We start from the raw sequence: 17781 nt of genomic DNA on the forward strand, positions 1-17781 counted from the left end.
ATGGCAGTTTATCACGCAATTAAAGAATTAATTGGTGAGACCCCATTATTAGAGCTTAGCCATTTTTCCTTACCTAAAGGGGTTAGGTTGTATGCTAAGTTAGAATTTTTTAACCCTGGAGGAAGTGTGAAAGATCGTCTCGGAATGGAATTAATAGAGGATGCATTCGAACGTGGTGTCGTGACAAAAGGCGGTACCATTATTGAACCAACCGCTGGAAATACTGGGATTGGCTTAGCCCTTGCAGCGAAAGAAAAAGGACTTCATATTATTTTTTGTGTACCGGAACATTTTAGTAGGGAAAAACAAATGATCATGAAAGCCCTCGGTGCAGAAATTGTCCATACACCACGAGATTTAGGGATGGTTGGTGCCATTGAGAAATCAAAGCAATTAGTACATGACATTCCAAACAGCTATTGTCCGCAACAATTTGCTAATCCCGCTAATCCAAAAGCATATTATAAAACCCTCGCACCGGAGATTTGGAATGATTTAAATGGAAAAGTAGATATTTTTGTTGCTGGTGCAGGTTCTGGCGGTACTTTTATGGGAGTTTCCCAGTATTTAAAAGAAAAGAATCCAGATGTGAAGACAGCTATTGTGGAACCCGAAGGATCAATCATTGCAGGAGGAAAGCCGGGACCACATGAAACAGAGGGAATTGGGATGGAATTTTTACCTGATTATATGGAACGGTCCTATTTAAATGCCATTCACACCATTTCGGATGAAGATGCTTTTCGGATGGTTAAAGAATTGGCTCAAAAAGAAGGACTGCTAGTCGGAAGTTCTTCTGGTGCTGCCATGGTAGCCGCGTTAAAAGAGGCAGAACAAGCAAAAGAGGGAACGAATATTGTAATAGTCTTTCCAGATGGTAGTGACAGATATCTAAGTAAAAATATTTATCGTATATAAGGGGAGAAAAGAAAATGAGAAATAGAACTAAAATGGTGCATGGTGGAATTACTTCGGATGAACAAACAGGTGCTGTATCTGTTCCAATTTATCAAGTAAGTACGTATAAACAGGATGCTGCTGGCAAACATCGCGGTTATGAATATTCACGAACAGGAAACCCGACAAGATATGCCCTTGAGGAAACAATTGCTAATTTAGAAAACGGGGTAGCCGGTTTTGCTTTTGGTTCTGGTATGGCAGCCATTACCACCGTCATGATGTTATTGGATGCAGAGGATCACGTTGTTATGACAGATGATATTTATGGTGGAACCTATCGTTTAATGACAAAGGTATTCAATCGTTTCAAATTGGACCATACGTATGTTGATACTAGTGTTCCAGAAAAGGTAGAAGCGGCTATTACCCCAAAAACGAGAGCATTGTATATTGAAACACCGACAAATCCATTGTTAAAAATCACTGACTTACAAAAGATGTCTGAAATCGCTAAGAAGCATGATCTTTTATTAATTGTGGATAATACATTCGCAACACCATACTGGCAACAACCTATTGACTTAGGTGCCAATATTGTTTTACACAGTGCAACGAAATATATTGGCGGACATAGTGATGTTGTAGCGGGATTAGTTGTTGTTGATTCCATTGAATTAGCGGAAAAAATGCATTTCATCCAGAATTCAGTTGGTGCGGTTTTAGGTCCACATGATTCTTGGCTATTAATGAGAGGGATCAAAACATTAGGACTGCGAATGGAAGCAATTGAGGAAAATACAAGGAGCATTGCAGCATTTCTACAATCACATCATAAAGTATCATCCATCCATTATCCAGGGCTCACCGACCATCGCGGTCACGATATTGCAAAACAACAATCTAGTGGTTTTGGCGGGATGATTTCCTTTGATGTTGGAAGCGGAGAATTAACAGATCAAGTGTTACAAAAGGTGAAATATTTTACACTTGCGGAGAGTCTAGGTGCGGTGGAAAGTCTCATATCCGTACCAGCAAAAATGACGCATGCTTCCATTCCAAAAGAAAGAAGAGAAGAGCTCGGAATTACAGATGGATTAATCCGCCTTTCTGTTGGAATAGAAGATAGTGAAGATTTAATAGAAGATTTAGAACAGGCGCTAGAATAGAGCTAGTGGGGACGGGATCCTTATCCCATGTCCCCACGACCCTAAAATAGTTATTGTATATTTAACTTTTTTTATATATAATAATTTATATTCATGCAATAAAATGTATAAAATTACATAAGTTAATATTGGAATAAATGAAAAAATTTACATGGAGGAGAAGTACATATGGAAAAAACAACGAGTTATGATTGGCAACATTTGGTGGACTCCATTGGGAATTATTTAGCACCGAGTATGGCAAAAGATCATCCCAATCTGCCTGTTGTGAAGGCTGAGGGGTGCTACTACTATGGTGCAGACGGAAAAACATATTTAGATTTTACTTCGGGAATTGCGGTGGAAAACGTTGGTCACCGCCATCCAAAAGTTGTAGAAGCGATAAAGGAAGCTGCGGATTCTTTAGTTCACGGTCCATCAGGCGTCATCATCTATGAATCTATTTTAAAACTAGCAGCGGAATTACAGGAAATTTTGCCATCTGGTTTAGATAACTTTTTCTTCGCAAATAGTGGAACGGAAGCGATTGAAGGATGTATTAAACTTGCAAAACATGTAACAAGAAGACCATATGTCCTATCATTTACCGGTAATTTTCATGGAAGATCAATTGGTGCACTAAGTGTAACAACGTCAAAAAGTAAATACCGTAAATACCAACAACCTTCTTGGTTAACGTATCAGTTGCCGTATGCATTACCAGAATATTTACCGGAAGGAGCGGATCCTGAAGAATTTTTTCCGGAAAAATTAGAAAAAGACGTGAAGTCGTTATTCAAACATCAAGTGGATCCAGAAGAAGTGGCATGTATGATTTTAGAACCTGTAATGGGGGAGGGAGGATATATTATTCCACCCAAATCATGGATGAAAAAATTGCGTGAGATTTGTGATCGGTATGGAATTTTACTTATTTTTGATGAGGTACAGACAGGTTTTGGCCGAACTGGAGAATGGTTTGCTGCCCAAACATTCGATGTCACTCCGGATATTATGGCAATTGCTAAAGGGATTGCAGCTGGATTACCGTTAAGTGCTACCGTTGCATCCAAAGAATTGATGCAACAATGGCCACTTGGCTCCCATGGGACAACCTTTGGCGGAAATCCAATTGCTTGTTCAGCAGCACTTGCATCCTTATCCGTCATGAAAGAAGAAAAATTACTTGATAACACGAAAGCAATGGGAGAATATGCATTATCTCAATTAAATAAACTGAAGGAAAAATACGATGCCGTAAAAGATGTTCGTGGTGTTGGATTAATGCTAGGGATTGAGCTTCAAAATGCGGAAACTAAGGAACCAGATGGGGATGCCGTGATGACGGTATTAAACAGCTGTTTAGAAAAAGGGGTTCTTTATTATCTATGTGGTAACTCGGGTGAGGTTATACGTATGTTACCACCTTTAACCGTAACAAAAGAACAAATCGATCAAGGTATCGAGTGGCTTGATGAGGCATTGGGAGAATTATAGAAAGCTAAACCTCCTATTTTAAAAAATAGACAAACAAGAAGGGGTTTTTCCATTGAGTGAAAGTTTGAAACAGGCGGATGAAGTACATAAGTTAGAAAAAAATGCTTCCATTGATAGAAAAGGATTAATGAAATTTGTCTTACCATCTTTATTTGGTGCGTTTATTTTTCTATTCCCAATCATTGATGGGGGTGCTTTTAACATCCCTTTAGGTATTATAACGGAATATTTTATTGATTTATTAGCGGCATTTTTACCTACAATCGTAACCATTGTTATTGTCGCTTCAACGGTAATGAGCTTGATTTCAGCAATATTTAAACCGTCCTTTATTCAAAAAAGCGAAACATTAACTTCATTATTTGATGTGAATATTTTCTGGACTATAACTCGAACGATTGGCGGTATTTTTGCCGTCATGACATTTTGGGGCTCAGGGTGGGAGGTTATTTATTCGGAAGGCACTGGACAGGTAATGTATGGCTTACTTACAAGTTTAATTGTCTGGTTTTTTGTCGCATCCTTTTTAATGCCGTATTTAATTAATTTTGGGATTATGGAGTTTTTCGGAACATTGTTTAGAGGGGTCATTAAGCCATTATTTACATTACCGGGACGTTCAGCCATTGACTTACTAGCTTCTTGGATAGGAAATGTTAATGTTGGGGTGGTAATTACTAGAGAACAATATGAAACGGGTTATTATACTGGTCGTGAGGCTGCAGCTATCGCTACGTGTTTCTCTACAGTATCTCTTCCATTCTGTTTAGTTATAGCGGGCATGCTTGGTGTCGACCACATGTTTCCGATTTTTTACTTAACGATTGTCATTGCTGGTGTGGTTAGTGCGGTAATCATGCCAAGAATACCACCCATTTCAAAAATACCAGATACGTATTATACGGAAAATCATTATGAAGAAAATGTACCTGAAAATGTATCTAAATTCCGTTGGGCAGTAGAACAAGCTGTGAAACGCGCAAAAGTTGCAGGAACGTTTAAAGATCAAATTAAACAAGGAAATGATATTTTTCTCGGTATTGCATTTGTCCTTATGCCACAAGTAATGGCGATTGGTACGATTGCTTTGATCATTGCTGAGTTTACTCCATTTTTTCAAATTATATCATCACCAATTATTCCAGTGCTAGAACTTATGGGACTACCAGAAGCAGCTGAGGCAGCACCAGCAACGATTGTTGGTTTTATTGACATGTTCCTTCCAGCCGTTTTAGCATCTGGTATTGAAGCGGAAATTACTAGATTTGTAATCGGAGCATTATCCCTTGTGCAAATTATTTATTTAACGGAAATGGGAACGTTGCTACTGATCTCTAAAGTCCCAGTTAAACTATGGCATTTACTTGTTATTTTCATAGAACGTACCGTAATTTCTTTACCAATTATTGTACTTATTGCTCATATGATTTATTGAGACGAGGGTTCCTTGTCCTAAAAAGAAGGAGTATTTATGTTTATTCAACAACTTATTAATAAGCTTGGATCAGATAAAGTTAATGTAGAGGATAGTGTTTTAATACAACATAGTCATGATGAATCACCACATGAATCGGTCAAACCCGATGTTGTTGTTTTCCCGGAAAACCGGCAAGATATTGAGGGTATCTTAGAAATTGCTCGATCACACGAAATACCGGTGACACCTTATGGAATTGGTAGTGGCCTGGAAGGAGCTTCTATTCCTATACATAAAGGCATTTCTGTTAATTTTAAAAATATGAAACAGATTATTGACTTCTCACCTGAGGATTTGACGGTAACGGTCCAACCAGGGGTTACTCGGGTGGAATTAAATCAATATTTGCAAGAATATGGTCTCATGTTTCCAATTGATCCAAATACCGATGCCTCCATTGGTGGAATGGTAGCGACGAATGCAAGTGGTACAACCGGTGTTCGTTATGGTGCGATGAAAGATCAAATTCTTGATTTAGAAGTAGTATTGGTAGACGGAACCGTGATTCATACCGGAACAAAGGCAAGAAAATCATCTTCTGGCTATCTTGTAACCAATTTATTTGTTGGTTCAGAGGGTACGTTAGGAGTTTTTACGGAAGTTACCCTGAAGCTTTACGGAATTCCTGAAGAAACGATTATGGCAAGATGTACATTTGATACATTGGAAATGTGTGCAAAGGCAGCCCAAGCTATTTCTTTAAAAGGTATTCCTATTTTGCGTTTAGAATTAATTGATCAAGAAAGTATCGAAGAAATCAATCGACAAAATGGTTATCATTTTCCAGAGAAGCATTCATTATTTTTGGAATTTGCAGGGAATAAACAAATAGTAAAGCAAGAAGTGGAGCATGTAAATCATTTACTCCATGAACTCGGATGTGAAAATTGGTCTGTGTCTAATGATCCCCGAGAGCAACAGGAGCTATGGAGAGCACGTAAAGAACTTTCTCTAGGCTTTGTTCAGGAAGGAATGGATGAAGTCGGTGCCGACGTTTGTGTTCCAGTATCCAAATTATCTGAATTATTGATCTATGCGCGCAAACTTATTCAGGACACAGGACTAAGAGGTGGTGTCTGGGGGCATGTTGGGGATGGAAACTTTCACACCCTCGTTCTTTTTGATCCAAATGTAGAAGGAGAACGAGAGCTTGCAGAATCAACGAATGAAGCTCTTGCTAAAAAGGCAATTGAGGTCGGCGGAACATGTACCGGTGAACACGGTGTTGGTATCGGGAAAATAAAATATCAAGAAATCGAACATGGTCCAGCTATTAAGGTGATGAAGGGTATAAAACAATTGTTGGATCCATATGGAATATTAAATCCAGGTAAACTATTCTAAAACGGGATTGCTTATGCTTTCCCGTTTTTCGCGTATATTTCCAAATTCCCTCTTCATAATAAAGAGAGGAAGGAGGGAGTATTATGGCGAAACGTACAAAGAAAAACGATCCACAGCAAAAGAATAAACAAGGATTTGATTCCAGCAAGCAGGATACAGAGTTTTCCAAGGAGTTCGGTAGTGGGAAGGCAAATCAAGCACATAAGGAAAAAGCAAAACAAGCTAGAGCGGATCATTGGGATATGTAGTGAGTTGTACAGGTTTCTCGTGCCACTTCGAGTGGGAGGGACTGTAGCTAATTCAACAAAAATCGAGTAATCTCTATACAGGAGATTACTCGATTTTGTTGATAAATAAGGCTTTAGGCCGTCTTCTGTTTCTTTGGTTGTATCATGTTGTCAAAACCTGCATATTTTTCCTGAATAGGAATATCGCACATTATCCTCCCTAACGAGTGATTTCATATGCAATGTAGCCACCAGCATGTACGATTACAACCTGACTATACATCGGCTGCATAAAAATGGTTTGCACTTAATCTATGCCACTTTTTACCTAGTTAGATCCGTTTGTATGGACTGTTGCCTCTATTAGGTATTTTTATTCATTTTCCGGAAATATAAGCAGATGTTCCCAATTATTACAAAAAAGTGAAAAATGTCGGTTGACTGTCGAAATATTGTTATTTAGGATTAACTAGGAAGAATAATATTTTTTATTAATAGGGAGGAGATGAGTGACATGGCAGGACAAATTCAAATGACGCCGGAGGAACTGATAAGAAAGGCAAAGACCTATGGTGACAGTTCTCAAATGATCCATGACATACTAACAAATTTAACTAACTTACAAGTTCAATTAGAAGCTGAATGGAAAGGTGCTGCTTTTGAGGGTTTTAATGCACAATTTAACGAGTTATCACCAAAAGTGCAAAATTTTTCAGAGTTATTAAAAGATATTGAGACACAATTACAGAAAACAGCTGAAGCAGTGGCTCAACAGGATCAAGCTTTGGCTCAGAACTTTGGTCTTAGATAAGGGACATTATTTTTAAGATCAAATTGGATTCTTAGTCCATACATCACTTATTTAGGGCTACACGACAGACGTTGTGTAGCTTTTTAATTCATTTTATCGATTATGTCAAACCCTGTTTTTCTTTCACTTATATGGACTAAATTACAGGGATTAAAGGATGATATTTAAATGAAAAAAACCTATATAAAATGGTTGTTATTCCTAGGATTAGCGCTCGTTCTTGCTGCAGGGCTGTCTTACTTGGCGGTGAATCCTGTCTCTGAGGTAAAGGATAGTCCGGACTCACAAGTCATGTCCATTGCTCTGGTGAACGAGGATAAGGGGGCAATATTTAACAGCAGTGAACTAGCCTTTGGGGATGCATTTGTCAGCAGTGTGGAGAAAAATAATGAACATGAATGGTATGTTGTCAGTCGTGGAGTAGCCGAGAGTGGGCTTGAGAATAATACATATGACATGATGATTGTTATTCCTAATGATTTTTCTGAGAAAGCATTATCCATTAATTCTGAAGCACCTGAACAAGTTGTCCTAAATTATAAAATAAATGCAACTGGTAATGAACATGTACAAGGTGAGGCGGAAAAGACAGCAAGTACCGTCTTAAATAATTTTAATCAACGTATTATTGATGTTTACTTTGCCAGCATTATTGGTAATCTGCAGGATGCCCAGGACAGTGTGGCACAAATCGTAAATAACAGTGCCAAGCACACCTATACATACCAAAATACGATCCAAAACCCGCTTTCTAACTATACCAATCAGTTTGAAACGGTAAAGGATAACACGCAAATTTCAAAGGATAGCTTTAGTGGCCTGGAAGATGTGCTTGCATCTTTTGAGGAAAGTCTGACAACGGAATGGGATATATCACAAGACTATCAATCTAGCGTTCGGCAAGCGGCTGAATTACAGCAGGCCAACAGCGGCTTAGCAATTGAATTTTATGATAGGTTACGTGGTCTACGTGAAGGCATCACAGGTAGGGAAGTGGAACAGCAGCTTAGTCAATTGGATGAAATGAATCAGTTGCTTCAAACCCAATTCGCCCAAGCAGATGAAAACAATGCAAGCCTCATGACTGGTACAAAAGAGCTAAATGTGCATTTTAAAGAGATGCTAGATGTCATAAATGAGACCGAAAAACGGGTAAATGAAAGATTAGATCCTGACGCATTGGATCAGAAGGCGAAAGAAACGATATCTGGCATGATGAATGATGTTTTTCCTGAGGATGAAACATTGAAAATCAGTATCCTATTAGAACAGCCAGATAAAAATGTGCGGGCAAATATCAACAATTTCATATCCGAACTGCCGTCTTTAGATGGAAGTGATTTTGAAGGAATTGGGTTACCGCAACATACGGTTAACGAGATTAAAAATGTGATTGCTGTAACGAAGAAATACAATCAAGATTTTGAATATGTCGCATCAAGCGGCGATATGGAATTAATATCGGATCAATTCAATAGCCTGAAGCGTCATTTAACCACTGAGGGTGTATCCGTGACAGATACGGTGAAAATTCCGGAAAATAAAAAGGCCGGGCAGACATTCATTTTAACGAACCTTCCTGAAAACTATCAGGTTACCAATTTATCTGTGAAACTTCCAGATCAAAAGACGATAAGCTCTAGCAATAAGGAAATAGAACTACCTGCCAATAAAGCTGGAGAATTCACGGTGAAAGCAACCTTTAAGCTAGATGGAAATGCTGATTCCCCGGATATTTTTGAGCCGATTAAATGGGGTTGGAAACTAGTACAGGAAGATACAACAGATGCAGAAAGTAAAATTGAGAAGATAGAAAAAGAAAAACAAAAAGGGAAATCCGAGGAAATTGCATCTAAACAAGTTTCTTATATTCCGCAAGTAGCCAATATGTCTTTTACACCTGTGAACCCATCAGAGGGAGAAGAGGAAGATACCAATAGCGACTCAGGTAATGAAACGGAAGGACAATCACCAGAGGAAGAACAGCAAGAACCGGAACCAACAGAAGAGAATGGTCAACCTGGCAATGAAGGTGAAAATGCTGAGTCAGAATACGACCAACCTGAAGACGAATCTGGTTCATCCGATCAACAGGAAGATAACTCAAACGGGAATCCCAATGATAGTGGCTCTGGTGATGGTCAAACAAATCTAGGACAACCTGGTCAAAATGAAGACCCTGAGTCATCTGGAAATGAAGAAGGCAACGATGAAGAAAATAATGGTGAAGGTACAGAAAAAAATGAGGAAGACAAAGAAGTTGAAATTGAAATAGTAGAAGTAATCAACAATACCATTCAACATCAAGTAATGTCAGAAGTAACGGATTTGGATAAGGTGACACAAGACTTAATCAAGAATGTGTCAAATACCATTAGTCCTTATCAAAAATTAGCTTCCCTTTATGAAAGTTATTTTGGCTTACATTTGAATGGAGATATATCTTCTGCAATAAATCAAGGGTCTCTACAAGAAATCGCAGGCGAAGATTCGTTGTACACTATTTTTAATAGAAAAGATATTAGTACACTGCTTGAAGATTATGTTGCAGGGAGAGCAATCGAGGCAGTGACAAGTGAAGTCCGCACCCCACTTGAAAATTGGCAAGCACAAATTGCTGCGTATCGCCAATTGGTTGAAACAGCGGATGACAATGCAAGTCAGCTGATAGAAAGAGTAGCAGCAACAAGGGAACAGGCTCAGGGACTTAATGAAGAACTTGCTAAAATGATCGCAAATGCTTCCGAACAGCGGGAACAAAGCCTGAAAATGGTTGAACAACAATCGGAAATTATGTTGGAGCAACAATCAGAAATTCAAGCAAATAAAAAAGAGGAACAAACTGCCGTGATGGCACTTTCACAAGATTTTCAGCCGCTCTTAATGACAAGTCAATCCCTTGCAGATCAGGCAAGCAGCAATCTTTATTCAGCTGAAACAGTTTACCAAACCTTTGATACGATTGATAAGCAGGCGACAGCGATTCAAGAAAGTGGCGTCGAACTGGTAGGTAATGCAGAGAATTTATCCGCTACTATGACGGATCAATTGATAAATGATCAGGAATTTGTCAATAATTTCACAGAAGTACTGGCAAATAGTCGAATTGGTGATCGTCCGAATGAAGATTTATATGATTTTCTTTCTAACCCAGTGCAGACACAAAGCCAGGGAGTTATTTCCACTGGTGATACATTTACACCGTATTTCGTTGTGTTAATCTGTTTCATTGTTGCATTATTTACAGCCTATGCTATTTCAACCATTAATCAAAAACGGATTCATGAAGATCAGTTTGAATCAGAAAGGTCTCTCGTCGGAGAAAACGCCTTGGTTACTGGAATTACCGGAGGCATTGGGGTGCTTGAAGGTCTCATCATTGGCCTTGTTTCCGGTTACTTCTTGAATTTCTCAAGTGGAGAATTCATCATGTGGACGGTTCTCATTGTCTTAGCTATGGCGAGCATGCTTTTTATTGTGACATATTTGTTAAGACAGTTGAAGATGGTTGGAATGTTTATCCTACTTACTATATTAAGCATGTACTTACTTTTAACAAGAGCACTTGGAAATGGTCTTGCCAGTATGGAGAGTTTACGCATGTATTCGCCACTGCAACATGTGGAAAGCTTTGTAGCAAACGTCATACAAGGAACAGCAAATAACATCATTGGCATTGTTGTATTTATCGGTATTACTGCCATCGGTGTGTTAGCGAATTTGCTTGTCCTACATCCTTCCCAAGGAAATGAGGGGGAAGATGATGAACAATTGGAAAAGGCTAATTAGTATCTTGCTTGGATGTTTTCTGCTGCTGCCAATTAGTTTAGCTTCAGCAGAGGACAGTTCAGAAAATAGTGGAGAGATGCAGTGGAAGATCGATCGAATTATTGAAAATGAATCAGGACATAACCAGCAAAATACGGAAACTGAATTGGAACAGGTCTTTCCTGATTTATTTAAAGAAGAGACAACACAGAAGATCGAGTCGACTCAAATCCAGCAGGAAACGGAACTAGATAACCTGGAACAAGCCTTGTTTGAAGGAGAAGTTGGTGAAAGCTCTGTTATAAAAGATACAAGGGAGTCCTTGTTCGAAACAACCTACACTGCACCAACCGTTGCGGCAGGTAATGATGAGGATGAAGATCAAAGCAGTCCTTGGTTGGATACAGCTCTGATCGCTGGCATGGCTGGTTTAGTATTCGTTGTGTTAGGTATTGTTTTTGTACTGATTCGAAAACTGGCAAATTAGGAGAATGACAGATGGCAGGCAACACACACATTAATGTTACAATGGATTTTAGCAGAAAGGGATACGGGGCAGCCTATGATTTACGTATCCCGGTGCAAATATCTGTTAAGCAGTTACTGTTAAATGTAATGGAAACTTTGCAGCTTGATGTACAAGATGGATCACGAGTAGCCATTAAAGTAATGACAAAAAATTTGCTAATTGCTGACGATGATCTATTGATGGACTACCCGGTGGCAGATGGCGATATTTTAACGGTTTTATAAGTCATCGATTGTAAAAACATGAATAGTGCATTTAACACTCACGTTAAATGCCTGTTCAAAAAGCTATCAAATGCCTTCCATTTGGTACCTTTTTGAGCACGATATGAAGAATGAAGCGCTTAAAGGAGTCAATAACAATGAAGGAAAAGACAATGGAGTTTGAAAACCTTACACTTCCTTTTGTCATCGAGGAGGATACTTGGCGACTGTCACTCGCAAAATCACAAACCCGTATAAAAGATATTCAGCAAATGCGGATCATGACCGAAACGAGCGATTCATTTGTACCGGTAAAAGTCGATGAGGAACAAGATCAATTTCGCTTTTTATTTCAGGTGGATCCTGAGACGAAGAAATGGAGTGACATCGATAAGCTGGCACGTAATGAAAAGCTGCGTTTGCTTTGCAATGTTGCCGAGCTGAAAAACTATTTATCTACAAGAATCACATTCTTCATCCATCCGGATAATCTCGTGTTTGATGCTAATCTAATGCCGAAAATTATTTATCGCGGAATTCGTGACTTACTCCCACCTTATCAGATGGATGAACAAAACTTTCACAAGCAATTACAGGCCTTTAGTATTGCACTTTTTTCCTGTAAATATAGCTATGATCAGCTTTATCATGGGTCACTCTCCAATGCGAATGATACAGAATTCGAACGTCAGGTCAGAGCAACTGCTGATCTAACCGAATTAAAGAAATATTTACAGGATAGTTACCGAGCAGAACAAAAGAAAACAGAGAAGGAAATGCAAGTTGTTCCGATGAAACGCTTCCGTCTGTTTAAGCGGCTGTCCATCATTATGATCGTTGTTTCCATTCTACTGGTGGTCCCACTTGCCTATATGTTGTTTGTTAGGATGCCATATCTGGATAACCTATTAGACGCTCAAGGTAAGTATCTGGCATCGGATTATAATGGGGTGATTACAACCCTTGAAGGAGAAGATCCGGAAAATTTACCAAATGCGGTGAAATATATTCTTGCTACTTCTTCCATTCAAGTGGAGAATTTAGCCGATAAGGAAAAAGAAGTGATCATGAAAAATGTTAGCTTAAAAAGCAATGAAGATTATTTACTGTATTGGATTTACAATGGCCGCGGGGAGTTTGAGGCATCCCTTGAGAAGGCAAAATATCTCGATGACCCGACATTGATAATGTATGGGCTTATAAAACAAATCGAACAAGCGAGAAACAATCCAGATTTAAGTGGAACCGAACGTGATGAAGAAATAACGGATTTACAAAACGAACTGGAAAAATACCGCGAAGAATACATCGAGACAGATGAAGAGCAGGAGGATAGTGATTCATCTGGAAAAGCCCAAAAAACGAACAATGAAGATGAAAATTAACAGCTTGTTTAAAACGATCTGTAGAGAGAGGTAGAAATACGTTGCAACAAACACTCTTCGTAAGTTTTAAAGATCAATTACATAAATGCCAGTTACCAGCAGACGTACCGAAAGAAATAACGATTGGTATAAATTGGTCAGATACATTAACGTTTACTGGACTGGATGAATCCATACACCTTAACTGGGATGGGCGTGCTTGTTTTTGGGGCGATGAGCCGGTTCATTTACAGGAACCGTTGACAATTAATCAAGAAAGTCCTGTCCATCTTTATGTGACCGATGCAACGGAAGAACATCTATTGGATACTGCTGGTAAGCAAATCATCACGGTTGGTGAGCAGACGTACGATGATATTCAAATAAAAGGGATCCCAGTTGATTTTGTTATCACACGAGATGATTTGGAGGATTCATTTCAGCTGGAAGTTTATCAAGGAAGTGTCTATCATAATTATTTCCTTGTAAATAAGCGGAAAGTCCTTGAAGCCGGGGATGAACTATTCTTCCATGGTGTCACCCTTTCTATTCACGAGGAAGCGACCTATATTTACCCATCTGGGAAGGATATCCATTCCAAATTAATGCCACTTGTTGAAGGGCAACATCCTTATTGGGAAGAATATCCGGATTATCATCGATCCCCACGGATTATTTACAGGGAGCCTGATGAGAAACAAACAATTGCGCAGCCAACCAATAAACCGGCAAAGCCAAGTGAGCAATTAGGACGGACGATCATCCCACCACTCGTTATGATTATTACATTTGTGATCATTACCATGATCCAGCCAAGAGGGATTTTCATTATCGTGATGCTTGCAATGACCGTAACGACGATTATTATATCGATCGTTTACTATGTGCGCAGTGTGAGAAAATATAAAGCCGATATGAAGCATCGGGATAAAAGTTATAAAGAATATCTGAAACGAAAAACAAAGGATTTATACATAAAAGCAGAGGAGCAGCGTCATGCCTTGGAATACCATTATCCAGATGTTACACAAATTCGGGAAATGGCGAAGAAGGTAGATGCTCGTGTTTATGAGAAAAGCAACTTCCACCATGATTTTCTACATTATCGTACGGGGCTCGGACCAGTGGACGCAAGCTTTGAAATTGATTTTAAAGAAGAAGAATTCACACTGGAAGAGGATGAACTCGTTGAACTGGCACAAAAGCTTCATTCCCAATATGAGAAATTAAACGATGTACCAGTTGTCACGTCGCTGATAAAGGGACCTGTCGGCTATATTGGTGGACGCCCTCTTGTGGTGGAGCAACTGCAATTAATGGTCATGCAACTGGCTTTATTTCACAGTTATTACGATGTGCAGTTTATTACGATTTTTCCGGAAGAAGAGAAGTCAGAATGGAACTGGATGCGCTGGCTACCCCACGCAAGATTACGAGATGTAAACGTAAGAGCATTTGTTTACCATGAAAGAACTCGTGATCAGGTATTGCATTCCTTGTATCAAATTTTAAAAGAGCGAAAACTTGTGTTGGACGAGAAAGAGAACCGAAATGAAAAAGTTTATTTCAGCCCACATTATGTTGTGCTGATTACAGACGAAAAGCTGATACTGGATCATACAATCATGGAATTCTTTAATGAGGACCCAACGGAAATGGGTGTTTCCCTTGTGTTTGTACAGGACGTGCTACAGTCGTTGCCAGAGCATGTGACAACAGTTATTGATATTCGTGACGCCAAAAACGGCAATATACTATTGGAAGAAGGGGAGCTTGTGAACCGAAGCTTTGTGCCTGATCACTTCCCTGAAAACTTCCAGAAAGAAGATGTTTCTCGTGCGTTGGCACCGCTCAACCATCTGCAGGGATTGAAGAACTCCATCCCGGAAAGTGTGACATTTTTAGAAATGTATGGGGTAGAGAAAGTAGAACAATTGGGCATCCAAGCGCGTTGGATGAAAAATGAAACCTATAAATCCCTTGCCGTCCCACTTGGCCTCAGGGGAAAAGAAGATCTTGTCCAATTAAATTTACATGAAAAAGCACATGGACCTCATGGATTGGTTGCAGGTACAACCGGCTCAGGGAAATCGGAAATCATTCAATCGTATATTCTGTCCCTTGCAGTCAATTTCCATCCCCATGAAGTAGCCTTTTTATTAATCGACTATAAAGGTGGCGGGATGGCAAACTTATTTAAAAACTTGCCGCATTTAGTGGGAGCGATCACGAACTTGGATAAGGCACAGTCAATGCGTGCCCTTGCCTCGATTAAAGCGGAACTACAAAAGCGTCAGCGTCTCTTTGGGGAACATGACGTGAACCATATTAATCAATACCAAAAACTGTATAAACAAGGAAAAGCAAAGGAACCGATGGCCCATTTATTCCTGATTTCCGATGAATTCGCGGAACTAAAATCCGAACAGCCAGATTTCATGAAAGAACTCGTTTCCACTGCCAGAATTGGTCGATCACTAGGAATTCACTTGATTTTGGCAACACAAAAACCAAGCGGGGTTGTGGATGACCAAATCTGGTCCAACTCGAAATTTAAACTGGCACTGAAAGTACAGAATGCTAGTGATTCCAATGAAATTTTGAAAACACCAGATGCGGCAGAAATCACCTTACCCGGACGAGCTTATTTGCAAGTAGGCAACAATGAAATCTATGAATTATTCCAAAGTGCCTTTAGTGGAGCGGACTATGTTCCGGAAAAAGAAGATCAGAACTTTGTGGACACAACCATTTATGCCATTAATGAACTTGGACAATATGATATTTTAACGGAAGACTTAAGCGGGTTGGATAAACGAGAAACCATTGAAAAAACACCAACAGAGCTAGATGCAGTGATTGATTATATCCAGGACTATACCGAAGAACAGCAAATTACACCAATACCAAGGCCATGGCTGCCACCACTTTCAGAGCGGATCTTTGCTCATGAACTGCATCCAGTCGATTTCAAAGAGGCTTGGCAGGAACCGAAGAAACCGCTGGAAGCAACCATTGGTCTGTTGGATCAACCGGAACTGCAAGCACAAACACCGCTTTCCCTTCATTTAACGAAAGACGGACATGTTGCTGTTTTCGCAAGTCCCGGGTATGGCAAATCCACCTTCTTGCAAACGATTGTTATGGATCTTGCCAGACAGCATCATCCCGAACATTTACATGTGTATCTATTAGATTTTGGAACAAATGGGTTATTGCCATTGAAAAACTTGCCACATGTTGCAGACACGATACTAGTTGATGAAACAGAGAAGATTGGCAAATGGATGCGTCTATTATCGAATGAAGTCAAGGAACGCAAGCAACGCTTAAGCAGGTTCGGTGTTGCTAATATGGAAATGTATGAAAAAGCAAGTGGAGAAACCGTACCGAACACGCTAATTGTCATTGATAATTATGATTCCGTCCGGGATAGTGACTTTGACGAAGATTTCACGAAAATCATCACTCAAATTGCGAGAGAAGGTGCAGGGCTTGGGATCCACTTAACTATTAGTGCAGGAAGACAAAGTGCGATGCGAATGCCTTTATTATCGAATATTAAACGTCAAATTGCTCTCTACTTGATTGAACAAACAGAAGCAAGAACGATTGTCGGCAGAACCGATATAGAAGTAGAAGAAATCCCTGGACGCGGGTTAATTAAGTTGGAGGAACCTGCATTATTCCAGACGATGTTACCGGCAGCAGGGGAAGAAGCACTAGCCATAATTGATGGGATTCAGGACACGGCTAAACAAATGGATGAATATTGGGACGGCGACCTTCCTGAGGAAATCCCGATGATGCCTGAGGGAGTGCTAGACTTTGAGAAATTTAAGCAAAACAGAAAAACGAAAGCCATGGCAGAAAAAGGATTATTGCCACTTGGCCTTGAATTTGAAGAAGTAACACCAATCGCCTTTCAGCCACAGGAACATGGTCACTTAACCGTTGTCAGTGACCGAAAAGACGGACTGGATAGAATGAACCAGGCATTATCCAAAAACATGACACTTATGAAAAACTATCAGACAATGATCATCGATACAGACGAACAAAAGCTTGCCAGTTTCAGCAGAGACGTGAATGCGTATATATCCGAAATAGACAGTGTGACCGCTGTAAAAGCGGATTTGCTGCAAGAAATAAATAACCGAAAAACAAATCAAGAGGGGTCGGGGCCATGGTTGGTGATGATTGCCGATTTCAAAGACTTCACCGAACGTAGCAACTTGGAAGAAGAAGAAATCGAGAAATTCTTAAATGACGGCGTAAAATCCGGCATCCACTTTATTCTATGTAGTGACTATAGTTATATTGGAATCAGTTATGAACGAATAGCAAAATATGCCAGAAGTCAGGCAACAGTAGGTTTAGTCAGCATGCGCTTGGGCGATCAAGATATATTCAAACAGCCTTTTATCAGGAATGAAAAGTATCCAAAAGCATATGAAGTTTATTTTGCAATGGATCATGATCATTTGAAAATTAAAATACCAGATTAGGAGGAGAG

At 39.5% G+C, this 17781-nt stretch carries 12 protein-coding genes; all 12 read left to right on the forward strand.

What is annotated here, in order from left to right; genetic code table 11:
• Window positions 1–918 carry a PLP-dependent cysteine synthase family protein gene (locus tag MHI02_RS06200; protein WP_047183998.1) on the forward strand — a complete coding sequence of 306 codons (918 nt, stop codon included), beginning with the start codon at window positions 1–3 and terminating at the stop codon, window positions 916–918.
• A 14-nt stretch (window positions 919–932) separates the two neighbouring features.
• Window positions 933–2066: a bifunctional cystathionine gamma-lyase/homocysteine desulfhydrase gene (locus MHI02_RS06205; protein WP_060667848.1), complete on the forward strand. Its 1134-nt coding sequence runs from the start codon at window positions 933–935 to the stop codon at window positions 2064–2066.
• Between the two features lie 168 nt (window positions 2067–2234).
• Entirely contained in the window at window positions 2235–3542 is a 1308-nt protein-coding gene (locus MHI02_RS06210) for an aspartate aminotransferase family protein (protein ID WP_204798204.1), read from the forward strand.
• A 52-nt stretch (window positions 3543–3594) separates the two neighbouring features.
• Window positions 3595–4977: a YjiH family protein gene (locus MHI02_RS06215; protein ID WP_244986949.1), complete on the forward strand. Its 1383-nt coding sequence runs from the start codon at window positions 3595–3597 to the stop codon at window positions 4975–4977.
• A gap of 36 nt (window positions 4978–5013) precedes the next feature.
• On the forward strand, window positions 5014–6363 hold the full coding sequence (locus MHI02_RS06220) for an FAD-binding oxidoreductase (protein ID WP_047184001.1): 1350 nt from the start codon (window positions 5014–5016) through the stop codon (window positions 6361–6363).
• Window positions 6364–6446: 83 nt separating this feature from the next.
• Window positions 6447–6611, forward strand: coding sequence for a hypothetical protein (locus MHI02_RS06225; protein ID WP_204798205.1), 165 nt, complete (start codon window positions 6447–6449; stop codon window positions 6609–6611).
• A 493-nt stretch (window positions 6612–7104) separates the two neighbouring features.
• Entirely contained in the window at window positions 7105–7401 is a 297-nt protein-coding gene (locus MHI02_RS06230; protein WP_204798206.1) for a WXG100 family type VII secretion target, read from the forward strand.
• A 168-nt stretch (window positions 7402–7569) separates the two neighbouring features.
• Complete coding sequence (gene esaA / locus MHI02_RS06235) at window positions 7570–11190, forward strand: type VII secretion protein EsaA (RefSeq protein WP_204798207.1); 3621 nt, start codon at window positions 7570–7572, stop codon at window positions 11188–11190.
• On the forward strand, window positions 11165–11656 hold the full coding sequence (gene essA, locus MHI02_RS06240) for a type VII secretion protein EssA (protein WP_204798208.1): 492 nt from the start codon (window positions 11165–11167) through the stop codon (window positions 11654–11656). Before esaA ends, essA begins: the two co-directional genes overlap by 26 nt.
• A gap of 11 nt (window positions 11657–11667) precedes the next feature.
• The gene (locus MHI02_RS06245) at window positions 11668–11922 is read left to right on the forward strand and encodes an EsaB/YukD family protein (protein WP_204798209.1); all 255 of its coding nucleotides are present in this window, start codon (window positions 11668–11670) and stop codon (window positions 11920–11922) included.
• 137 nt (window positions 11923–12059) lie between these two features.
• Window positions 12060–13286 carry a type VII secretion protein EssB gene (gene essB / locus MHI02_RS06250; RefSeq protein ID WP_341165762.1) on the forward strand — a complete coding sequence of 409 codons (1227 nt, stop codon included), beginning with the start codon at window positions 12060–12062 and terminating at the stop codon, window positions 13284–13286.
• A gap of 41 nt (window positions 13287–13327) precedes the next feature.
• Window positions 13328–17773 carry a type VII secretion protein EssC gene (essC, locus tag MHI02_RS06255; protein ID WP_341165763.1) on the forward strand — a complete coding sequence of 1482 codons (4446 nt, stop codon included), beginning with the start codon at window positions 13328–13330 and terminating at the stop codon, window positions 17771–17773.
• Window positions 17774–17781: the final 8 nt, after the last annotated feature.

Origin of the sequence: Oceanobacillus sp. FSL K6-0118, from assembly GCF_038006665.1 — a bacterium.
In the GTDB taxonomy this organism is placed as follows: Bacteria; Bacillota; Bacilli; order Bacillales; family Amphibacillaceae; genus Oceanobacillus; species Oceanobacillus caeni.